This window comes from Streptomyces sp. NPDC047869, from assembly GCF_040704065.1.
Lineage (GTDB): Bacteria > Actinomycetota > Actinomycetes > Streptomycetales > Streptomycetaceae > Streptomyces.
The window spans coordinates 182,964-205,098 of the sequence record NZ_JBEYRK010000002.1 but is presented as its reverse complement, the minus strand read 5'-3'; the positions used below and the strand labels follow the sequence as shown (position 1 = coordinate 205,098).

19 protein-coding genes are annotated in these 22,135 nt (G+C 72.6%); 16 read left to right on the top strand and 3 right to left on the bottom strand.

Features of this window, described 5'->3' with window-relative positions; all coding sequences use genetic code 11:
• Positions 1-145 precede the first annotated feature (145 nt).
• From AB0924_RS03475 to AB0924_RS03455, 5 genes are all read left to right on the top strand, one after another.
• Positions 146-1,339, top strand: coding sequence for an argininosuccinate synthase (locus AB0924_RS03475; protein WP_358932205.1), 1,194 nt, complete (start codon positions 146-148; stop codon positions 1,337-1,339).
• Between the two features lie 115 nt (positions 1,340-1,454).
• Positions 1,455-2,912, top strand: a complete 1,458-nt coding sequence (argH, locus tag AB0924_RS03470; protein ID WP_358932207.1) for an argininosuccinate lyase — start codon at positions 1,455-1,457, stop codon at positions 2,910-2,912.
• 116 nt (positions 2,913-3,028) lie between these two features.
• Entirely contained in the window at positions 3,029-4,000 is a 972-nt protein-coding gene (locus AB0924_RS03465; RefSeq protein WP_358932209.1) for an aldo/keto reductase, read from the top strand.
• Between the two features lie 94 nt (positions 4,001-4,094).
• Entirely contained in the window at positions 4,095-4,661 is a 567-nt protein-coding gene (locus AB0924_RS03460) for a helix-turn-helix domain-containing protein (RefSeq protein ID WP_358932211.1), read from the top strand.
• Positions 4,658-6,181, top strand: coding sequence for an MFS transporter (locus tag AB0924_RS03455; RefSeq protein ID WP_366910537.1), 1,524 nt, complete (start codon positions 4,658-4,660; stop codon positions 6,179-6,181). The genes AB0924_RS03460 and AB0924_RS03455 overlap by 4 nt, the downstream gene beginning before the upstream one ends.
• 75 nt (positions 6,182-6,256) lie before the next feature.
• Here the strand turns inward: AB0924_RS03455 and AB0924_RS03450 are convergent, their stop codons facing one another.
• Positions 6,257-6,928: a lysophospholipid acyltransferase family protein gene (locus AB0924_RS03450; protein WP_358932216.1), complete on the bottom strand. Its 672-nt coding sequence runs from the start codon at positions 6,926-6,928 to the stop codon at positions 6,257-6,259.
• A 407-nt stretch (positions 6,929-7,335) separates the two neighbouring features.
• On the opposite strand from AB0924_RS03450, the gene AB0924_RS03445 reads away from it, so the two are divergent.
• The 3 genes from AB0924_RS03445 (at position 7,336) to AB0924_RS03435 (ending at position 9,656) form a co-directional block, all read left to right on the top strand.
• Positions 7,336-8,511 carry a glycerophosphodiester phosphodiesterase gene (locus AB0924_RS03445; protein ID WP_358932271.1) on the top strand — a complete coding sequence of 392 codons (1,176 nt, stop codon included), beginning with the start codon at positions 7,336-7,338 and terminating at the stop codon, positions 8,509-8,511.
• 98 nt (positions 8,512-8,609) lie between these two features.
• Positions 8,610-9,113 carry a sigma-70 family RNA polymerase sigma factor gene (locus tag AB0924_RS03440; RefSeq protein ID WP_366910536.1) on the top strand — a complete coding sequence of 168 codons (504 nt, stop codon included), beginning with the start codon at positions 8,610-8,612 and terminating at the stop codon, positions 9,111-9,113.
• Positions 9,114-9,158: 45 nt separating this feature from the next.
• A complete protein-coding gene (locus AB0924_RS03435) occupies positions 9,159-9,656 on the top strand; it encodes a GNAT family N-acetyltransferase (RefSeq protein ID WP_358932218.1) in 498 nt (165 codons plus the stop codon).
• Here the strand turns inward: AB0924_RS03435 and AB0924_RS03430 are convergent.
• Complete coding sequence (locus AB0924_RS03430) at positions 9,646-10,065, bottom strand: hypothetical protein (RefSeq protein WP_358932220.1); 420 nt, start codon at positions 10,063-10,065, stop codon at positions 9,646-9,648. The genes AB0924_RS03435 and AB0924_RS03430 overlap by 11 nt on opposite strands.
• A 1-nt stretch (position 10,066) precedes the next feature.
• Positions 10,067-10,426, bottom strand: coding sequence for a hypothetical protein (locus AB0924_RS03425; protein ID WP_359547005.1), 360 nt, complete (start codon positions 10,424-10,426; stop codon positions 10,067-10,069).
• Between the two features lie 69 nt (positions 10,427-10,495).
• Here AB0924_RS03425 and AB0924_RS03420 point away from each other — a divergent pair, with 69 nt between their 5' ends.
• The 8 genes from AB0924_RS03420 (at position 10,496) to cobA (ending at position 22,101) form a co-directional block, all read left to right on the top strand.
• On the top strand, positions 10,496-11,146 hold the full coding sequence (locus AB0924_RS03420; RefSeq protein ID WP_358932224.1) for an HAD family hydrolase: 651 nt from the start codon (positions 10,496-10,498) through the stop codon (positions 11,144-11,146).
• A 380-nt stretch (positions 11,147-11,526) separates the two neighbouring features.
• Positions 11,527-12,570: an ATP-binding cassette domain-containing protein gene (locus AB0924_RS03415; RefSeq protein WP_358932226.1), complete on the top strand. Its 1,044-nt coding sequence runs from the start codon at positions 11,527-11,529 to the stop codon at positions 12,568-12,570.
• Entirely contained in the window at positions 12,567-13,304 is a 738-nt protein-coding gene (locus AB0924_RS03410; protein WP_358932228.1) for a methionine ABC transporter permease, read from the top strand. The genes AB0924_RS03415 and AB0924_RS03410 overlap by 4 nt, the downstream gene beginning before the upstream one ends.
• Before the next feature lie 76 nt (positions 13,305-13,380).
• Positions 13,381-14,214 (top strand): MetQ/NlpA family ABC transporter substrate-binding protein, encoded by an 834-nt coding sequence (locus tag AB0924_RS03405; RefSeq protein ID WP_358932230.1) that lies wholly within the window; start codon positions 13,381-13,383, stop codon positions 14,212-14,214.
• Positions 14,215-14,345: 131 nt separating this feature from the next.
• Entirely contained in the window at positions 14,346-14,984 is a 639-nt protein-coding gene (locus AB0924_RS03400) for a GNAT family N-acetyltransferase (protein WP_358932232.1), read from the top strand.
• Between the two features lie 130 nt (positions 14,985-15,114).
• A complete protein-coding gene (gene cbiE / locus AB0924_RS03395; RefSeq protein ID WP_366910535.1) occupies positions 15,115-16,338 on the top strand; it encodes a precorrin-6y C5,15-methyltransferase (decarboxylating) subunit CbiE in 1,224 nt (407 codons plus the stop codon).
• A gap of 397 nt (positions 16,339-16,735) precedes the next feature.
• Positions 16,736-20,728, top strand: a complete 3,993-nt coding sequence (cobT, locus tag AB0924_RS03390; protein ID WP_366910534.1) for a nicotinate-nucleotide--dimethylbenzimidazole phosphoribosyltransferase — start codon at positions 16,736-16,738, stop codon at positions 20,726-20,728.
• Between the two features lie 140 nt (positions 20,729-20,868).
• Entirely contained in the window at positions 20,869-22,101 is a 1,233-nt protein-coding gene (gene cobA / locus AB0924_RS03385; protein ID WP_358932239.1) for a uroporphyrinogen-III C-methyltransferase, read from the top strand.
• Positions 22,102-22,135: the final 34 nt, after the last annotated feature.

Sequence of the window (22,135 nt, the reverse complement as noted above, 5' to 3'; positions counted from 1 at the left end):
AGGGGATCACGGGAAAGCGGTTTCATTCGTTCAACGGGGTGCCCGGACTCCCCGGAACTCCCGGCTCGCCGGACCGGCGATTGACGAATCATGCGGGGTTCTGCATACTCATGCATATCAGCGAATGCACTGTGAGGAGAAACCCGTGACCGAGCGCGTCGTACTCGCCTACTCAGGCGGTCTGGACACCTCCGTCGCCATCGGCTGGATCGCCGAGGAGACGGGCGCCGAGGTCATCGCCGTTGCGGTCGACGTCGGCCAGGGCGGCGAGGACCTGGACGTCATCCGCAAGCGCGCCCTCGCGTGCGGTGCCGTCGAGGCCGAGGTCGCCGATGCCAAGGACGAGTTCGCCGACGAGTACTGCCTCCCGGCGATCAAGGCCAACGCCCTCTACATGGACCGCTACCCGCTGGTCTCCGCCCTGTCCCGGCCTACGATCGTGAAGCACCTGGTCGCCGCCGCCAAGAAGCACGGCGCCACCACGGTCGCCCACGGCTGCACCGGCAAGGGCAACGACCAGGTCCGCTTCGAGGCCGGCATCGTCGCCCTCGCCCCCGACCTGAAGTGCATCGCCCCGGTCCGCGACTACGCGATGACCCGGGACAAGGCGATCGCCTTCTGCGAGGCCAAGCAGCTCCCGATCGCCACCACCAAGAAGTCCCCGTACTCCATCGACCAGAACGTCTTCGGGCGCGCCGTCGAGACGGGCTTCCTGGAGGACATCTGGAACGCCCCGATCGAGGACATCTACGAGTACACCTCCAACCCGGCCGTCCAGCGTGAGGCCGACGAGGTGGTCATCACCTTCAAGGAGGGCGTCCCGGTCGCCATCGACGGCAAGCCCGTCAGTGTGCTCCAGGCCATCCAGCAGCTCAACGAGCGGGCCGGCGCCCAGGGCATCGGCCGGATCGACATGGTCGAGGACCGCCTGGTCGGCATCAAGTCCCGCGAGGTGTACGAGGCCCCCGGCGCGATCGCCCTGATCACCGCCCACCAGGAGCTGGAGAACGTCACCGTCGAGCGCGAGCTGGCCCGCTACAAGCGGCAGGTCGAGCAGCGCTGGGGCGAGCTGGTCTACGACGGCCAGTGGTTCTCCCCGCTCAAGCGCGCCCTGGACGGCTTCATCAACGAGGCCAACCAGCACGTCTCCGGCGACATCCGGATGACCCTGCACGGCGGCCGCGCCGTCGTCACCGGCCGGCGCTCGGAGTCGTCGCTGTACGACTTCAACCTCGCCACCTACGACACCGGCGACACCTTCGACCAGGCCGCGGCCAAGGGCTTCATCGACATCTACAGCCTGTCGTCCAAGATCGCCGCCAAGCGCGACCTGGCCTGAGCCGGAGCGGGGGACCTCGTACGGGTCACCTCGCACGCATCGCCTGACAGCCGCCTCCTCGCCTGCAAGGGTGGGGAGGCGGTCGCACAGAGACGACTTCCGAGGAGCAACGCAAGTGAGCAGCAACAGCGGTGACGTACGGCTCTGGGGCGGCCGTTTCGCCGACGGTCCCGCCGAGGCCCTGGCGAAGCTGTCCGCGTCCGTCCACTTCGACTGGCGGCTCGCGCCCTACGACATCGCCGGCTCCCGCGCCCACGCGCGCGTGCTGCACCAGGCGGGGCTCCTCACCGAGGACGAGCTGACGCGCATGATCGCCGGTCTCGACCGGCTGGAGGCGGACGTGGCGGACGGCTCCTTCGTCGGCACCATCGCCGACGAGGACGTCCACACCGCCCTCGAGCGCGGCCTGCTGGAGCGCCTCGGCCCCGACCTCGGCGGCAAGCTGCGCGCCGGCCGCTCCAGGAACGACCAGGTCGCGACGCTCTTCCGGATGTACCTGCGGGACCACGCCCGGATCATCGGCGGCCTGATCGCCGAACTCCAGGACGCGCTGATCGGCCTCGCCGAGGCCCACCCGGACGTGGCGATGCCCGGCCGCACCCACCTCCAGCACGCCCAGCCGGTGCTCTTCGCCCATCACGTGCTCGCGCATGTGCAGTCCCTGTCCCGGGACGCCGAGCGGCTGCGCCAGTGGGACGAGCGCACGGCCGTCTCGCCGTACGGCTCGGGCGCCCTGGCGGGCTCCTCGCTGGGCCTGGACCCGGAGGCGGTGGCGAAGGACCTCGGCTTCGAGCGCGGCAGCGCCGGCAACTCGATCGACGGCACGGCCTCCCGCGACTTCGTGGCGGAGTTCGCCTTCGTCACCGCGATGATCGGGGTCAACCTGTCCCGGATCGCCGAGGAGATCATCATCTGGAACACGAAGGAGTTCTCCTTCGTGACCCTGCACGACGCGTTCTCCACCGGCTCGTCGATCATGCCGCAGAAGAAGAACCCGGACATCGCCGAGCTGGCGCGCGGCAAGTCGGGCCGGCTGATCGGCAACCTGACGGGTCTCATGGCGACGCTGAAGGCCCTGCCCCTCGCCTACAACCGCGACCTCCAGGAGGACAAGGAGCCGGTCTTCGACTCCTGCGACCAGCTCGAGGTCCTGCTCCCGGCCTTCACCGGCATGATGGCCACCCTCACGGTCAACCGCGAGCGCATGGAGGAACTGGCCCCGGCCGGCTTCTCGCTCGCCACCGACATCGCCGAGTGGCTGGTCAAGCAGGGCGTGCCGTTCCGCGTGGCCCACGAGGTCGCGGGGGAGTGCGTGAAGGTCGCCGAAGCCGAGGGCAAGGAGCTGGACGAGCTCACGGACGAGCAGTTCGCGAAGATCTCCGCCCACCTCACCCCAGAGGTCCGCTCGGTCCTCGACGTCCCCGGCGCCCTCGCCTCCCGCAGCGGCCGCGGCGGTACGGCGCCCAGCGCGGTCGCCGTCCAGCTCGCCGAGCTCAAGACGGACGTCGCGGCGCAGCACGCGTGGGCGGCGGAGCCCCGCAAGGCGTACGGACGGCCGAGCGCCGCGTCGTAGGGCACCCCGCCCTCACCTGAGCAGCTATCCGGCCGAGTTGCCGGGCGGACCCGGAGGTCATCGCGGGTTACGTTGGTCGTCGAAGCCGTACCGGAGCCGACCGAACGGAGCCTGCGATGCCTTTCGCCCGCCTCGCGACAGCGACCACGCCGACGAGCCACATCGGGCTCGGCCTGGCCGCGGTGGGCCGCCCCGGCTACATCAACCTCGGCCGCGAGCAGGACCTCGGGGAGAACCGCAGCGTCGAGGCACTGCGCGAGCGCACCCACGAACTCCTCGACGCCGCCTACGCGCAGGGTGTGCGCTACTTCGACGTGGCCCGCTCCTACGGCCGCTCCGAGGAGTTCCTCGCCGGCTGGCTGGCCGCCCGCCCCGAGATCGACGACGTGGTCGTCGGCAGCAAGTGGGGCTACACCTATACCGCCGGCTGGTCCACCGACGCCGAACGGCACGAGGTGAAGGACCACAGTCTGGCGACATACGAGCGCCAGCGCGCCGAGACCGGAGAACTGCTCGGCGGCCGGCTGGACCTCTACCAGATCCACTCGGTGACCCCGGACAGCCCGGCCCTCACCGACAAGGAACTCCACGCCCGACTCGCCGAGGCCGCCGCCGGCGGACTCACCGTCGGCTTCTCCACCAGCGGCCCCGCCCAGGCCGACGCCATCCGCGCCGCGCTCGAGGTGACGGTCGAGGGCGAGCCCCTCTTCCGCACCGTCCAGTCGACGTACAACGCCCTCGAGACCTCGGCCGGACCCGCGCTGGCCGAGGCGCACGACGCCGGGCTGACCGTGATCGTCAAGGAGGGCATGGCCAACGGCCGGCTCGCCGCGCCGCACGCTCCGGACATGCTGAAGTCGGTGGCCGAGGAGACCGGCCTCGGCTGCGACGCGGTGGCCCTCGCCGTGATCCTGCGCCAGCCCTGGGCCGGGGTCGTCCTCTCCGGCGCCGCGACACTCAACCAGCTCGCCTCCAACCTGCACGCGGCAGTCGTGGACCTCGACGTGGACCAGCTCACCCGGCTCGCCACGCTGGTGGAGGACCCGCACGCCTACTGGGAGCGGCGCGGACAGCTCCCCTGGCACTGACCGACACCCGCCCCGAACCGGCTCCGACCAGCGGTCATGAGTCACGCATGCCCACAGTGAGACATTAGTGTCTCACTTGGGCTATCCTTGTCTCATGGCCCTCGATCGTGACCAGGTGCTGCGCAGCGCGGCCGCCCTGCTGACCCGCAAGTCCACCGCGACCATGGACGAGGTGGCCAGGGCCGCCGGGATCAGCCGGGCCACCCTGCACCGCCACTTCGCGGGACGCGACGCCCTCGTCCGGGCCCTGGAGGCGCTCGGCATCGCGGAGTGCGAGGCCGCCCTGGACGCGGCCCGCCTGGACGAGGGCCCGGCGGGCGAGGCGGTCCGCCGCCTGGTCCGCGCCATCGAGCCCGCGGCCGGCCTGCTCGCCTTCCTCTACACCGAGAACCAGCTCTTCGAGGGCGAGGAGCAGAACGAGGGCTGGACCCGCCTCGACGAGCGCCTCACGGACCTGTTCCGGCGCGGTCAGGAGAGCGGCGAGTTCCGCATCGACCTCACCCCGGCCTGGCTCACCGAGGCGCTGTACGGCCTGCTGGCCTCCGGCGCCTGGGCGGTCGCGGAGGGCCGGGTGGCCGGCAAGGACTTCAGCCACATGGTCGTCGAGCTGCTGCTCGGCGGCGCACGACGTGCGAACGCACCGCGGAGAGAGGAATCATGACCAGCACCCTGCAGCCGGCCGGCACGACCGGGGCGGTGAGGCGCCCGGACCGCTGGCTCGCGCTTTCGGTCCTCGTCCTGGCCGTGCTGCTGGTGGCCGTCGACGCCACCGTCCTCGGTCTCGCCACCCCCTACATCAGCGAGGACCTGCGCCCCTCCGGCACCCAGCTGCTGTGGATCGGGGACGTCTACTCCTTCGTCATCGCCGGGCTGCTGGTCTCCATGGGCAGCCTCGGCGACCGCATCGGCCGCAAGCGCATCCTGCTCGCCGGCGCCACGGCGTTCGGCGCGATATCCGTCCTGAACGCCTACGCGACCACACCCGAACTGATGATCCTGGCGCGGGCGCTGCTCGGCGTCGCGGGCGCCACCCTGATGCCCGCCACCCTCGCCCTGATCCGCAACCTCTTCCACGACCCGCGCGAGCGCAGCCTCGCCATCGGTATCTGGGGCGCCACCGCCTCCGCCGGCACCGCCGTCGGCCCCATCGCGGGCGGCTTCCTGCTGGAGCACTTCTGGTGGGGCTCGGTGTTCCTGATCAACCTGCCGGTCATGGCGGTGCTGGTCCTGGTCGGCATCCGCACGCTGCCCGAGTCCCGCAACCCCGCCCCCGGGCCATGGGACCTGAGCAGTGTCGTGCTGTCCCTCGTCGGCATGATCGGCGTCGTGTACGCGGTCAAGGACGCCGCCGCGCACGGCCCGACCCCGGTCGCGGCAGCGGCGGGCCTGCTCGGCGCGGCCGCGCTGTACGGCTTCGTACGCCGACAGCTCACCATGCCGGTCCCGCTGCTGGACATGCGTCTGTTCCGGCGCCGGGGCTTCAGCGGTGCGGTCCTCGCCGACCTGCTGACCGTGCTGGGCATGTCCGGCCTGGTCTTCTTCCTCTCCCAGTACCTGCAACTCGTCCAGGGCAGGCGTCCGTTCGAGGCGGGCCTGGCCGAACTGCCCGCGGCCGTGGGCGCGGTGGCGGCCGGCCTGGTCGCGGGCCGGGCGGCCCGCCGCTTCTCGGTGCGGGTGGTGGTCTCCGGCGGCCTGGCGGCGGTCGGTGCGGCCCTGGCCGTGCTGACGACGCTGAGCCGGTCGACGGGCTACCCGCTGCTCGGCGCCGCGCTGCTCGTCGTGGGTGTGGGCGCGGGCTTCTCGTTCACCGTGACCGCCGACGTCATCCTCGCCGGCGTCCCCAAGAACGAGGCGGGCGCGGCGTCCGCGGTCTCGGAGACGGCGTACGAACTCGGCGCGGCCCTGGGCATCGCCCTGCTCGGCTCCATCGTGACCGGCGCCTACCGCGGCTTCACCGGCCCGGCGGGCACCCCGGCCCAGGCCCACGAGTCACTGGGCGGCGCCGTGGAGGCGGCGAAGAACATGCCGTCCCTCCCCGCCCAGCACATGCTGGACGCCGCCCGCGACTCCTTCGTCCACGGCCTCCACCTCGCATGCGGAGCGGGAGCAGCGGTCCTGCTGGCCACAGCGGCGGCGGCGTGGTTCCTGCTGAAGGAACAGAAACTGGAAGACCCGGAGTGACCCAAAGGGGCGCGGGGAACTGCGCGACGAGCCCCCACGCACCCGCAGCCGAAAAGCCGCCGAACCGCCGGAGGCTCAGGCTGCCTTCGCCTTGGTCGCGTACATGTCCACATACTCCTGACCCGACAGCCGCATGACCTCGGCCATCACCGAGTCGGTCACCGCCCGCAGCACGTAGCGGTCCCGGTCCATCCCCTCGTACCGGGAGAACTCCATCGCCTCGCCGAAGCGGACGGTCACCCGGCCGGGCCGCGGGATGCCCGACCCGCCCGGCTGGAGCTTGTCCGTGCCGATCATCGCGAACGGGACCACCGGGGCGCCCGTCATCAGGGTGAGCCGGGCGATGCCGGTGCGGCCACGGTAGAGGCGGCCGTCGGGGGAGCGGGTGCCCTCGGGGTAGATGCCGAAGATCCTGCCCTCCTCGAGGACGCGGCGCCCGGTCATCAGGGCCGCCACACCGCCGCGGCCGCCGTCGCGGTCCACCGGGATCATGCCGACGCCGGTGAAGAACCACGCCATGAGCCGGCCCTTGAGGTTCTTGCCGGTGACGTACTCGTCCTTGCCGATGAAGACGACCTGACGGTCGCAGACCAGGGGCAGGATCATCGAGTCGATGAAGGTCAGGTGATTACCGGCCAGGATGACCGGCCCGTCCCCCGGGATGTGCTCCACGCCCTCCACCTGAGGGCGGAACATCAGACGCATGATCGGTCCGAGCACTGCCTTGATGAGCGCGAAGCGGGACAACGGGTCCTCCGATGTCGAGGTGGGCGATATGTGTCTGTGCAGGTGAGGACATTACTCGCGGCTCCGGGGGAAGCGCACATCGGGGAGGCCCGGTTCACCGAGGTCTTACGCACTGTTGACACTGGTTTACCTGCGGTGAAGCGCCGGAACACAGGTGTGGCGTCCGGGTGGGCGATGTGACGGACATCGCGCGGAGCCCGTACCGTCCGGCTACCCGTTCCGCTCCCGGCGATGCCGACGCACCGTCACATTCCGCCGCCCGCCGGACAACCGGCGTCACCCGCTTGTTCGGACAAGGGTCTCCCGTACGTCACACCGGCACCCCTACGATCGGCGCGCACCGGCGCCCCGGAACCGGAACGCCGGGGACAGACACGCAGCGAACGGCAGGAGGGCGCATGGACCGCATGGACGGCGACCGGGCGGACGAGCGGCAGCGGACCACCGGACGGCGGGCCGTGCTCGGCGCGGCGGTGCTCGGCGCGGGCGGGGTGGTCCTCGGACTGCCCGGCGCCGCCCGGGCGGCCGGTACCGGGACGGCCGCACACGGGGGGCGCGGGCTGAAGAGCCTGCCAATCCCGACGATCATCGGCCACCGGGGGGCCAGCGGCTACCGCCCCGAGCACACCTTCGGCTCCTACGAGCTGGCCCTCGACCTCGGCGCGGACATCGTGGAGGCCGGTGACCTGGTGCCCACCCGGGACGGCCACCTCGTCTGCCGGCACGAGCCCGAGATCGGCGGCACCACGGACGTCGCCTCGCACCCCGAGTTCGCGAGCCGCAGGACCACCAAGGTGCTGGACGGCGTCTCCACCACCGGCTGGTTCACCGAGGACTTCACCCTGGCCGAGCTGAAGACGCTGCGCGCCGTCGAGCGCATCCCGGCCAACCGGCCGCACAACACCCTCTACGACGGCCGCTGGGAGATCCCCACCTTCGAAGAGGTCCTGAGGTGGCAGGATGAGCAGACCCGCAGGCGGGGCAGGCAGGTCTGGATCTACCCGGAGACCAAGCACCCCACCTACTTCCGCAAGCTGGGCCTCGGCCTGGAGGAGCGGGTGGCGAAGCTGCTGCGCAAGTACGGCAAGGACGGCCGGAACGCGCCGGTGATCCTGCAGTCCTTCGAGCCGACCAGCATCCAGCGGCTGAACCGGCTCGTCGACAACCCGCTCGTCGTGCTGCTCTCCTCGGCGAACAGCCGCCCCTACGACTTCGTCGACTCGGGCGACCCGCGCACGGTCGCCGACCTCATCGCGCCCAAGGGCCTGCGGGAGATGGCTGGTTACGCCCAGGGCATCGGCCCCACCCTCGACCTGGTCATCCCGAGGAAGGCGGACGGCACCCTCGCCGAGCCGAGCACGCTGGTCGCCGACGCGCACAAGGTCGGGCTGATCCTGCACCCCTACACCATGCGCAACGAGAACCCCTTCCTCCCGGCCGAGTACCGCAAGGGTGGCGCGGCGGACGCCTACGGTGACGCCTTCGGCGCCTTCGCCACGTACTTCGCCACCGGTATCGACGGCGTCTTCACCGACAACGCCGACACCGGCCTGCTCGCCCGGGCCGACTTCCTGGCCCGCTGACCCCGCGGCCCGCGTCAACACCCCGGCCGTCACACACCTTTCGGGGTGAGCGTGCGCCGTCCCGGAACCCGGCACCGGGGCGGCGCGTCGTTCCGCGTATGACGCACGACCTGGTGGCCGCCCTCGGCCCCCTGCTCACCGCCGAGGCGTCCGCCGAGGCGCAGGCGGCCGGGAGCGAGCCGGCCGACCTGGAACAGGCCGTCTGGCTGCGGCTGCTGGAGCGCCTGGCGGCCGGCGGGCCGCCGCCGGACCCGCACGGCTGGCTGCGCGGCGCCGTTCGCGCCGAGGCCCGCCGCGGCCGCCGTACCGCCCGGCGCGAGCGGCCGTACGGAGCCGAACCGGCCGACGCGCGCCCCGGACCGGAGCAGCTCGCCCTCAACGCCGCCCGGTACCGGGCCCTGCGCGAAGCGGTCCGCGCACTGCCCGGGCGCTGCCCCCGGCTGCTGGAGGCGCTGCTCTCGCCGAACGACCCGACATACCGGGAGATCGCCGGGGAGTTGGGTATCTCACAGGGCAGTCTCGGACCGGAACGCTCCAGATGTCTGGGATGTCTGCGGCGATTGCTCACGCCGGAGGTTGCGGCCCGCGAAGCGCGGGGATAGGAGTGGGGGACGACCGGTGATCAGGTGAGCGGGAGGCATGCGCACATGGGCATGAGCGTGACCATCTCGGTGGCGACCGAGCAGGACGCGGAGCAGATCTTCAGGCTCCAGTACCTGTGCTTCCAGAGCGAGGCGGCGCTGTACGGCAACTACCGCATCGACCCGCTCGTGCAGAGCCTGGACTCCGTCCGTCAGGAGGTCGTCGCCGACTGCGTGTTCGTCGCACGGCTCGGCGAGGAGGTGGTCGGCTCGGTGCGCGGCAAGGTGACCGAGGACGGCGCGGCCGCCATCGGCAAGCTCTGCGTCCACCCGCGGCTCCAGGGCCACGGCATCGGCGCGCGGCTGCTGCGCGCGGCCGAGACGGCACTGTCCGAGCAGCGCGGCGCCACCCGGTTCCGCCTGCACACCGGCCACCGCAGCGAGGGCAACCTCCGGCTGTACCGCCGGGTCGGCTACGAGACGGTGGGCCGGTCCACGGGCGCCGACGGAGTGGAGCTGATCGTCCTGGAGAAGCGGGCGGGCACGTACGCGGCTACCGCGTGACGCGCTCGCGCGACCTGCGCAGCCAGTACATCGCCGACAGCGGCAGCAGCACCGGGATGAAGACGTACCCCATGCCGTAGTCGGACCAGACGGTCGCGTCCGGGAAGGCGGAGGGGTCGGCCAGGGTCCAGGTACCCACGATCAGCACGCCCGCGAGCTCGGCGGCACAGCACACCAGTGCCGCCCTGCGGGCCGTCTCCCCGCCCCGGACCAGCGAGTACGTGATGAACCCGTACACCAGGCCGGCGACCGCCGACAGCGAGTAGGCCAGCGGTGCCCGGCCGAAGTCCGTCGCGATCTGGTACACCGAGCGCGACACGGCCCCGACCACCATCACGCCGTAGAACCACACCAGCAGCATCCCCGGCCCGCTGATCAACCGGGCCGGCTTCTCCTGAACCGCCGTCATCTCAGGCTCCCCAGATGTCATACAGCCGCACCTCCAGCACGGCGAGGACCACGCCGCCGGCGGCCACCGTCACGGAGCCCCAGCGGGTCCGCTCCGCCAGCGACATGAAGCCCGCCGCCGGCACACAGGCGAACGCGCCCAGCAGATACGCCACGAAGATCGCCGTGCCCTGCTCCGGCTTCTCGCCCCGCGCCAGCCGGACGACCCCGACGACCAACTGGACCACGGCCAGCAGGGACACCACGGCCATGCCGATGAAGTGCCAGTCCTTGGTCGGCTGGTCCCGGTAGGCGGCCCAGCCGCACCAGGCGGCGAGCAGCAGCGCGGTGAGCCCGGTCACCAGCGTCAGGGCATTGAGCATGCGGTGACCCTATTACGGCGGAAACGGCCCGCCGCCGCCGACCCCGCTGTACGCCGTAGGGTCTAGACCATGACGATCCACGCACAAGCCCTCCTGTTCGACAACGACGGCACCCTGGTCTCCTCGCTCGAATCCGTCGAGCGCTGCTGGACGCGCTGGGCGCGGGAGTACGGGATCACGGCCGAGGAGTTCCGGCGGGTGGAGCTGCACGGGCGGCCCGCGGCGGAGATAGTCGCCGACCTGCTGCCCGCCCGCCTTGTCCCGGAGGCGGTCGCGCGGGTCGAGCAGCTCGAGGTCGAGGACGTGCCCGGCGGAGGGGTGCGGCTGCTGCCCGGGACGCGGGACTTCCTCAACTCGCTGCCCGCCGACCGCTGGGCCGTCGTGACCTCCGCCACCCGGCGGCTGGCCGAGGCCCGGCTGGACGCCGTCGGCATCCTGCCCAAGACGTTCGTCGCCGCCGACGACATCACCCGCGGCAAGCCCGACCCGGAGCCCTACCTGCTCGCGGCCCGGCAGCTCGGCGTGGACCCGGCCCACTGCGTGGTCTTCGAGGACGCCCCCGCAGGGCTCCAGGCGGGCCGCGCGGCCGGTATGACCACCGTGGCGTTGACCACAACCCACCCGGCCGCGGAACTGCGGGCCGACCTGGTGGTCAGGGACCTCTCGGCCTTGTCCGCACTGGTCACCGACGAGGGTGTGGAGATCTCCGTCCGCGGCTGAGCGTGTCCTGTCACTGTCCACGGCTGTCCACTATGCGGACGGCCGTCGCCGGTCAGCACCGTCGGTCTGGTTTACTGATCGCATGACCACGACGAGCAGCCGCACCCCTGCGACCGAGGCGACCATGCCGCCCGGTGCTCGCTGTATGTGTCGAATGTGCGCCTTCTAGAGGGCCCCCGCACCACCCGAGCCTCGCGCCCCGAAGCGAGAGCCGTGGCCTGTCCCCGCCGCCGCGCGGACTGACGCCGCCCAGCGCACACGATGTTCTCCCCGGTTCCATCGCCACAGCGAGAACCGTGCCGCGTCCCTGACCGAATGCAATGCATGCACCCGTGCCCGGGCACACCCACGCCCGCGCACTCGACAGTGACGGAATCCCTGTGATCACCACATCGGGCCTGACCAAGGTCTACCGCTCCCGCGGCCGCGAGGTCACCGCCCTCGACGGCGTCGATCTCCACGTCCGCGAGGGCGAGGTCTACGGCGTCATCGGCCAGTCCGGCGCCGGCAAGTCCTCGCTCATCCGCTGCGTCAACCTGCTGGAGCGGCCCACCTCCGGCACCGTGACCGTCGCCGGACAGGACCTCACCGCCCTCGCCGGCCACGGCCCGCGGGCCGGCCGGGAACTGCGCCGGGCGCGCAGCCGGATCGGCATGGTCTTCCAGCACTTCAACCTGCTCTCCTCGCGGACCGTGCAGGACAACGTCGAACTGCCGCTGGAGATCCTCGGCAAGTCCGGCAAGGAGCGCTCCCGCAAGGCCCTGGAGCTGCTGGACCTGGTCGGTCTCGCCGACAAGGCGAAGGCCCACCCCGCCCAGCTCTCCGGCGGCCAGAAGCAGCGCGTCGGCATCGCCCGCGCCCTGGCCGGCGACCCCAAGGTGCTGCTCTCCGACGAGGCCACCAGCGCCCTCGACCCGGAGACCACTCGCTCGATCCTGCAACTGCTGCGCGACCTGAACCGGCAGCTCGGCCTGACCGTCCTGCTCATCACCCACGAGATGGACGTGGTGAAGCAGATCTGCGACTCCGCAGCCCTCATGCAGAAGGGCCGGATCGTGGAGTCCGGCACGGTCAGCGAGCTGCTGGCCACCCCGGGCTCCGAGCTGGCCTCCGCCCTCTTCCCGGTCGGGGGCGAGGCCACCGGCACCGACCGGACCGTCCTGGACGTCACCTTCCACGGCGAGGCCGCCACCCAGCCGGTCATCTCCCAGCTCTCGCGCACCTACAACATCGACATCTCGATCCTCGGTGCCGCCATCGACACCGTCGGCGGACTCCAGATCGGCCGCATGCGCATCGAGCTGCCCGGCCGCTACGAGGACAACGTGGTGCCGGTCGGCTTCCTGCGCGAGCAGGGCCTGCAGATCGACGTCGTCGAACACGAGGGCCAGGAGCCCGTGCTGGTGAAGGAGGGCGCGAAGTGACCTGGTCCGAGATGTGGTCGCTGCTGGAACCGGAGTGCTGGAACACCGCCTACATGGTCGGGTGGTCCACGCTCATCGCCGTCGCCGCCGGTCTTCCGCTGGGCATCCTGCTCGTGCTCAGCGAGCGCGGCGGCCTGCTGCAGAACGTCGTGGTGAACAAGGTCCTCGGCCAGGTCGTGAACATCACCCGCTCCATGCCGTTCATCATCCTCATGGTCGCCCTGACCAGCTTCACCCGGTGGGTCACCGGGACCAGCATCGGCCGTGACGCGGCCATCGTGCCGCTGGCCATCGGCGCCATCCCGTTCTTCGCGCGCCTCGTCGAGACGGCCGTCCGCGAAGTGGACGGCGGGCTCGTCGAGGCCGTGCAGTCGATGGGCGGCAACACCCTCACCATCGTCCGCAAGGTCCTCGTGCCGGAGGCCCTGCCGTCGCTGATCGCCTCCGCGACCACCACCCTCGTCGCCCTCATCGGCTACTCCGCCATGGCCGGCACCGTCGGCGCCGGCGGCCTCGGCGACCTCGCCGTCCGCTACGGCTACCAGCGCTTCGAGACCGGCCTGATGTGGATGATCGTGGCGATCCTCGCCGTCGTCATCTCCCTCATCCAGTTCGCCGGCGACTACGCGGCCCGCGCGCTGCACCACCGCGGCGCCCGCTCCGGCCCCGCGCCGAAGCTCCGCCTGCTCAAGGCCAAGGAGCCCGCGGCCGCCGACATCACCGAGGTCGCCTGAGCGCCACCGCCCCGCCTCCAGAACTCCCCGTGCACCCATCACGGGGCCGCACCACCCTTAAGGAAAGGCACTTTTCGTGCGTAACACCGCCAAGCTCACCACCGCCGTCCTCGCCGCCGGAGCCCTCACCCTCGGGCTCAGCGCCTGCGGCTCCGACAAGGACTCCGCCGGCTCCTCCGACTACAGCGGCCCGCTGGTCGTCGCCGCGAGCCCGACCCCGCACGCCGAGATCCTGAACTTCGTCGAGAAGAACCTGGCGAAGAAGGCGGGCCTCGACCTCGAGGTCAAGGAGTTCACCGACTACATCACGCCGAACACGGCGACCGAGGACGGCTCGGTGGACGCCAACTACTTCCAGAACCAGCCGTACCTCGACGACTTCAACAAGAAGCGCGGCACCCACATCGCGCCCGTCGTCACGGTGCACCTGGAACCGCTCGGCCTCTACTCCCACAAGGTCAAGAAGGCCGACGCCCTGAAGAGCGGTGCGACCATCGCCGTCCCGAACGACGCCGTCAACGAGGCCCGCGCCCTGAAGCTGCTCGCCGCCAACGGGCTGATCACCCTCAAGGACGGCGTCGGCACCGAGGCCACCCCGCGGGACATCACCAAGAACCCGAAGAAGCTCCAGTTCAAGGAGGTCGAGGCGGCCCAGACCGCGCGCTCCCTGGACGACGTGGACGCGGCGGTGATCAACGGCAACTACGCCATCTCCTCCGGCATCAAGCCCGCCCAGGAGGCACTGGTCCTGGAGTCCGCGAAGAACAGCCCGTACGGCAACTTCCTCGCGGTCAAGGAGGGCAACGAGAAGGACCCCCGGGTCAAGAAGCTCGCCAAGCTGCTGACCTCGCCCGAGGTGAAGAAGTTCATCGAGGACAAGTACCAGGGCTCGGTCATCCCGTCCTTCTGATCCCATATCGCCACGCACGGGGTCCGCTTCCTCACAAGGAGTGGGCCCCGTTGTGCGATTCGGTGCTTTCATGCTGCATGCTGGGCAGTTCAGCAGCCCCTGCAGGTTTTTCGAAGGTTACGGAGCGGCGCATGAGTAGCACCTTCCCCAACATCTCCATCAGCACGGAGCGGTTGGTGCTGCGACCCCTCGACGAGGACGACGTGCCCGCGATGGCCGAGATGATGAACGACGAGCAGATCGCCGCCTGGACCGACGTACCGCAGCCGTTCACCGAGGACGGCGCCCGGCACTGGATCACCGCGTACGCGCCCGCCGAACGCGCCGCGGGCCGGGGCCTGGACCTCGCGGTCACCGAGTTCCTCACCCAGCGCCTGGTCGGCATCGTCCAGCTGACCAGGACCAACTGGCACATCCGCGCCACCGAGCTGTCGTACATCATCGCGCCCTGGGCCCGCGGCGAGGGCTATGCGTCCGAGGCCGCGCTCGCCACCGCCCAATGGCTCTTCGGCGACCAGAAGTTTGAGCGCATCGAGCTGCGCACCGCCGCCGACAACACCGCCTCCCAGCAGGTCGCCCAGAAGATCGGCTGCATCAGCGAGGGCGTGCTGCGCAACGCCTGCATAGTCCACCTCCGCACCGCGGACGGCACCTGGACCGACACCCGTACCGACTTCATCGTCTGGAGCCTGCTGCCGGAGGACCTCGAAGGCGGCGACGAGCAGTTCGCCGACACCGGTGGTTTCAGCTCCTACTCCGACTGGAACTGAACCCCACCGGGCCGCACACAACCGCGCACCGCCGCCCCCACCGCGCGTCCGCCGGCTTCACCGGGTACGCTCGCGGTGCCCACCCAGGGCCCGTACCCCAGACGACCTGCGAAAACGGAGACTGACGACGATGGCCGACCGGGTCACGGTGATCGGCTGGGACGGCTCGCCGCCGACCGAGGCGGCACGCGCCGCCCTCGGCGCCGCCACGCTCGTGGCGGGCGCGGTCCACCACCTGGCGCTCCCCGACATCCCGCCCGCCGCCGAGCGCGTCCGCCTCGGCAGCGTCGCCCTGGCCGCCCGTCGCATCGCCGCGCACCGCGGCACCGCGGTCGTGCTCGCCGACGGCGACCCCGGCTTCTTCGGCGTCGTACGGACCCTGCGGGCACCGGAGTTCGGACTCGAGGTCGAGGTCGTCCCCGCCGTCTCCTCCGTGGCCGCCGCCTTCGCGCGTGCCGGCATGCCCTGGGACGACGCCCAGGTGGTCGTCGCCCACCGGCGCACCCTGCGCCGCGCCGTCAACGTGTGCCGCGCCCACACCAAGGTCGCCGTCCTCACCTCACCGGGCGCCGGACCCGCCGAACTCGGCCTCCTGATGGAGGGGGTCCACCGCACCTTCGTCATCTGCGAGGAACTGGGCACCGCACGCGAACAGGTCACCGTCGTCACCTCCGACAAGGCCGCCGACCACACCTGGCGCGACCCCAACGTCGTCATCGTCGTCGGCGGCCGGGCGGCGGCGGCCGAGGACGGCGGCTGGATCTCCGGCCGCGACCCGGGCACCGGGCCGCGCGGCTGGGTGCAGCCGGACGAGGAGTACGGCGCGCACGGCGGTCTGGGCGAGGGCGAGACCCAGCTGCTGCGGGCCGCCCAACTCGCCCGTCTCGGACCGCGCGTCGGCGACCTCGTGTGGGACATCGGCTGCGGCAGCGGCGCGTTCGCCACGGAGGCCGCGCGCGCCGGGGCCGCCGTCATCGCCGTCGACCGGCTGCCCGAGGCCTGCGCCCGGACCGAGGCCGCCGCGCGCCGCTTCGGCGTCCAGCTCCAGCTGGTCCAGGGCACCGCCCCGCACGTCCTCGAGAACCTGCCCGAACCCGACGTCGTACGCGTGGGCGGCGGGGGAGCGGCCGTGGTCTCCGCGGTCGCCGACCGCCGGCCGCAGCGCATCGTCACCCACGCCGCGACCCGTGACGAGGCCGAACTCGTCGGCCGCGGACTGACCGAGCACGGATACCGGGTCGAGTGCGCCCTACTGCAGTCCGTCGAACTGGACACCAGGGCCTGGCGGGAGACCGAGCGGAACGTCGCGTTCCTGCTCACCGGGGAAATCCAGCGGCGCGAAGCGCCTCGTTGAGGGGCGGCGGCCGGCCGACGGGCGGGGCCCCGCCCGATCGCGCCCCGTGATCCTCTTGTCGTACCGCGCGCGGTAGGCTGGCCGATCGTTGTGCCGTACCGGTGGCCCGGAACTTCGTTCGTCAATGTCCGGAAAGCGCGCCCGTTTTGGGATGGGTGTGGTACGGCAGAACCCGAGGACGCGCAACGTGGCGCAGTCCACAGCGGGCTGTCGCGGATCATGCTGTCGCGACGGCCGAACGGCCGGGACAATGCCACTGAATGGCTTTGTCGCCTTTTCCGGGCGGTCGTTCGTGCCGCTGGGCACGCACGCTCGTTCTTCACTGCGGGGCGGTCGGTGCGCCGTTCCGGGTGAGCTGGTCGTAGAGAAGCACTAAACCGATGGGCGAGGGGTACGCATGACCGACACCGGCCAGGTCCCGGCCGAGGGAGAGCCGGAGAGCGCAGGCATGGTGGAGCAGCCGGGCGTCCCCGCGCACGGCGCGTACACCTACCTCTCCGAGCTTCCCGCCGAGGACGAAGACCTGCTGCTGCCGGGTGCTCAGGGCGCCTGGGGCAACGAGGTTCCGCCGCCCGCGCCGGAACCCGTCGTCGAGACCTTCCATGAACCCGGTCCGCACGAGACGGCCGGCCGGGACAGCGGCTCCGTCGACCTCAGCGGCGTCCGGCTGCCCGACTCGGGTCCGGCGTCCGTACCCTCTTCCCCCATTCTCTCGGCCCCGCACGAGGCGACGGCGGCAGCGGCACAGCAGCCGCGCCGGCCGCTGCACCTCGGCCCGCCGATCCCCGACGCCTCCGCCAGCCCGGTCCGCTCCCTCGCCGACCGCGGCCCCGCCGGAGTGCCGGCCCGGCAGTCCGGACCGGCCACGACCGGGCCCGATTACCTCGGCGTCCAGGCCCTGTCCGGCGCGGCCCCGCAGACCGCGGCCCCCTGGGCCGCGCCCGCCGCCGTGGCCCAGGCCGACGCTCAGGCGCCGGCTGCGGAAACGGTTGCTCCGGCCGGTGAGCCCGAGCCCACCGCCGACGCCTCCGGCGCCGCCCAGGCCACGCTGGACCGCCTCACCACCCAGGCGGGGGCGCAGGCTCCGGGCGCGGCCCAGGGTGTGCACGGCCACGACGGGGTCCAGCCCGCGCACGGTCACGACGGGGTGTACACCGCTCCGGCGGACCAGGCGCAGGCTGCCGAGGGCGGTCCGGTACCGGTCGACGCCGGTCAGGAACCGCGGGCCGCGGCCGTTCCCGGTACGGACGGCAGCGCGGACACGCCGCCCGTGGTGGAGGCGCCGCCGGTGGCGGAGGCCGGGGGAGTCGTACCCGAGACCGAGGCGGGGGAAGCGGCCCAGGGCGCCGAGCCCGGCCAGGTGATCCCCGGTCCGGATGCCTCGCACGTCGCGGACCAGGCCGTTCCGGGCACGTCGGCGCAGGTCGAGGGCACCGAGCCGGTTCACGCGCCCGAGCCCGAGGTGTCCGGCGAGGCCGCCGAGCCCGTCCAGCCGGAAGAACCGGAGGAAAACGCACCGGTCGCCGCCGAGGCCGTGCCCGCCGGGGACGCCCCTGCCGTGGACGTGGCGTCCGGAGCCGTCCCGGAAGCCGCCGACGCCGTTCAGGCACCGGGTGCGGACCCGGCGGCGGACGTCGCCGCGGTCACGCCTCAGGACATGACCGACCCGGCCGAAGCGGTTCAGCCGGCCGAGACCGTTCCCGCGCAGGCTTCCGGTCCCGTCGAGGTGCCCGGCTACGGCGAGGCACCCGCCGAGGCCCAGCCCGCCGAGGCTCAGCCGGCCGCGCCCGCCGACACTCCGGCCGCGGCGCCCCCGCAGGCCGAGGCCGCAGCACCGGCCCCCGCCCCGGAGCCGCTGCCGGCGCCCGCACAGGCCCAGGCCCCTGAAGCGGTGCAGGTCCCCGAGTCGGCCCAGGCCCCTGAAGCGGTGCAGGTCCCCGAGTCGGCCCAGGCCCCTGAAGCGGTGCAGGCCGCCCAGCCCGTCGCCCCGGCACCGGAGGCCGTGACCGCCCCGCCGGCCACCGAGGCACCCGAGCCCGTCGTCCCGCAGGCGCAGGGCCCGCAGCTCACCGCACCCGCCCCGCAGGACGGCGACGCGGCGCCCGCCCCGCAGCAGCCCCAGCTCCAGCCCCAGGCCGCTCTGGACGCCACCGCCCGGACGGCTGCCGACGGCACGCCCGCCCCGGCCACCGGCGCCGGCCTTCCCTCGGGCCCGCAGCACCAGCCCGCCGAGCCGACGCCCGCCGAGCCGACGCCCGCCGAGGCCACGCCCGCACCGGCCGCCGCCGAGACCGTGACGCCCGCGCCCGCCGCCGAGACGGACCCGGCCGCACCCGCCGAGCCCCTGCCCTCCGCCGTTCCGCTGCGGCCGGACCCCGAGCAGCCGCTCGGGCAGTTCGTGCCCGTGGACGGCCAGGTGCCGACCACACCGCACCTGGCCCCGACCCCGCCGCACCCCATCGTGCTGCCCGCTCAGGAGCAGCAGGAGCCGGTGGCCACCGTGCCCGCGCCCCGCGAGGCCGAGCCCGCCGTGGCACCGGCCGAGCCGGACACCGAGGCCGCCCCCGGTGTCGTACAGCACGCTGAGGACCTGCGGACCAGGGCCGCCGACCAGGAGGAGGACACGGCCGCGGTGGAGGAGCCGAGACAGTCGACCGGTCCGGCCGCGCCCGCCTACGACGACGCCGAACGCGAGGCCGTCCTGAAGGTGATGCGCGAACGCCGCGACATCCGCAACGGCTTCCGCGGCGACCCGATCCCGCACGAGGTGCTGCTGCGCGTCCTGGAAGCGGCCCACACGGCGCCCTCCGTGGGCCACTCGCAGCCCTGGGACTTCGTCGTGATCCGCTCCGCCGACACCCGGCGGGCCATGCACGAACTCGCCATGCGCCAGCGGGACGCCTACGCCAAGTCGCTGCCCAAGGGCCGGGCCAAGCAGTTCAAGGAACTGAAGATCGAGGCCATCCTCGACACCCCGGTGAACATCGTCGTCACCGCCGACCCGACCCGCGGCGGCCGCCACACCCTCGGCCGGCACACCCAGCCGCAGATGGCCCCGTACTCCGCCGCGCTCGCGGTGGAGAACCTGTGGCTCGCCGCCCGCGCCGAAGGCCTCGGAGTCGGCTGGGTCAGCTTCTTCGACGAGCGCGAGATGGTCCGCGCCCTCGGCCTGCCCGAGCACCTGGAGGTCATCGCCTACCTGTGCGTCGGATACGTCGACGAGTTCCCGGACGAACCCGAGCTGATGCAGGCCGGCTGGTCCAAGCGGCGCCCGCTGTCGTGGGTGGTGCACGAGGAGACGTACGGCCGCCGCGCCCTGCCCGGAGAGGAACCCCACGACCTGCTTGCCGAGACCGTCGCACAGATCCGCCCGCTCGACGCCAAGGCGCTCGGCGAGGCCTGGGAGCGCCAGAAGCGCATGACCAAGCCGGCCGGCGCGCTCGGCATGCTGGAGATCATCTCCGCCCAGCTGTCCGGGCTGTCCCGGCAGTGCCCGCCGCCGATCCCGGAGCCCGCGGCCGTCGCGATCTTCGCCGGCGACCACGGAGTGCACGCCCAGGGCGTGACCCCCTGGCCGCAGGAGGTCACCGCGCAGATGGTGGCCAACTTCCTCGGCGGGGGAGCGGTGTGCAACGCCTTCGCCGGCCAGGTCGGCGCCGAGGTGTGCGTCGTGGACGTCGGTGTCGCCGCCGATCTGCCGGCCACACCCGGACTGCTGCCCCGCAAGATCCGCGGCGGCACCTCCGACATGACCACCGGCCCGGCGATGACCCGCGAGGAGGCCAAGGCCGCCATCGAGGTCGGCATCGAGACCGCCCGCGACCTGGTGGCGGCCGGCAACAAGGCGCTGCTCACCGGTGAGATGGGCATCGCCAACACCACCGCGTCCGCCGCGCTGATCTCGGTGTACACCGGCGCCGACCCGGCCGAGGTCACCGGCCGGGGCACCGGCATCAACGACGAGACGCTGGCCCGCAAGACCGAGGTCGTCCGCCGCGCCCTCGACCTGCACCAGCCGGATCCGGCCGACCCGATCGGCGTCCTCGCGGCCCTCGGCGGTTTCGAGCACGCGGCCATGGTCGGCCTGCTCCTCGGCGGCGCCTCCCTGCGTACGCCGGTGATCCTGGACGGCGTCAGCGCCGGCGCCGCGGCCCTGGTCGCCCGCGCGATCGCCCCCGAGGTCCTCGCGGCCTGCATCGCCGGCCACCGCAGCGCCGAGCCCGGCCATGTGGCGGCGCTCAACAAGCTGGGCCTGCGTCCCCTGGTCGACCTTGACCTCCGTCTCGGCGAGGGCACCGGCGCCCTGCTGGCCCTGCCCCTGGTGCAGAGCACCGCACGGGCGATGCACGAGGTGGCCACGTTCGACTCGGCGGGGGTCACGGAGAAGTAGCGGCCCCGCGGCGGGCGGTCCGGTGTTCAGCTGCCGGACCGCCCGTGCCCCGCTCGCTCCGACGCCTTAAAATCCGCACGTCAGGGCCGCTCCAAAGCCGCGGCGCGCCCATCGCAGAGCTGCACGAGGAGCCGTCCGTCATGGCCGAACACCCCGCCTACCCCGTAGGCCTCCGCCTCTCCGGCCGCCGCGTGGTCGTCCTCGGCGGCGGCCAGGTCGCCCAGCGCCGCCTCCCGGCGCTGATCGCGGCCGGCGCCGACATCGTCCTCGTCTCCCCTGAGGCCACGCCCTCCGTCGAGGCCATGGCGGACGGCGGCGAGATCACCTGGCACCGCCGGCCGTACGCCGAGGGCGACCTCGCGCAGGCCTGGTACGTCCTCATCGCCACCAGCGACCCCGAGACCAACGCCGCCGCGTCCGCCGAGGCGGAGCGCCACCGCGTCTGGTGCGTCCGCTCCGACGACGCCGACCGGGCGACCGCCTGGACCCCGGCGACCGGACACAGCGAGGGCGTCACGGTGGCCGTCCTCACCACCGACGCCCGCGGCCGCGACCCCCGGCACACGGCGGCCGTCCGCGACGCGGTGGTCGAGGGCCTGCGCGACGGCACCCTCGTCGCCCCCCACCACCGCACCCGCACCCCCGGAGTCGCGCTTGTCGGCGGCGGCCCCGGCGACCCGGACCTGATAACCGTCCGCGGCCGCCGTCTCCTCGCCGAGGCCGACGTGGTCATCGCCGACCGCCTCGGCCCGCGCGACCTGCTCGCCGAACTCCCGCCGCACGTCGAGGTCATCGACGCGGCGAAGATCCCGTACGGCCGTTACATGGCCCAGGAGGCCATCAACAACGCCCTGATCGAGCACGCCAAGCAGGGCAGGTCGGTGGTCCGGCTCAAGGGCGGCGACCCCTTCGTCTTCGGCCGGGGCATGGAGGAGGTCCAGGCGCTCGCGGAGGCCGGCATCCAGTGCACGGTCGTCCCCGGCATCTCCAGCTCCATCTCCGTGCCCGGCGCGGCCGGCATCCCGGTCACCCACCGGGGCGTGGCCCATGAGTTCACCGTGGTCAGCGGCCATGTCGCCCCCGACGACGAGCGTTCCCTGGTCGACTGGCCGTCGCTGGCCCGGCTGACCGGCACGCTGGTGATCCTGATGGGCGTCGACAAGATCGGGAAGATCGCCGACACGCTCGTCGCGCACGGCAGGTCGCCGGAGACCCCCGTGGCCCTCGTCCAGGAGGGCACGACGGCCGCGCAGCGCCGCGTCGACGCCACCCTCGCCACGGTCGCCGAGACCGTGCGCACCGAGGACGTCAGGCCCCCGGCGGTCATCGTCGTGGGCGAGGTCGTGAACGTGGGTCCCGAACCGGCGGCCTGATCACGCGTGACCCGGAGCAGCACCCGGCACCGCA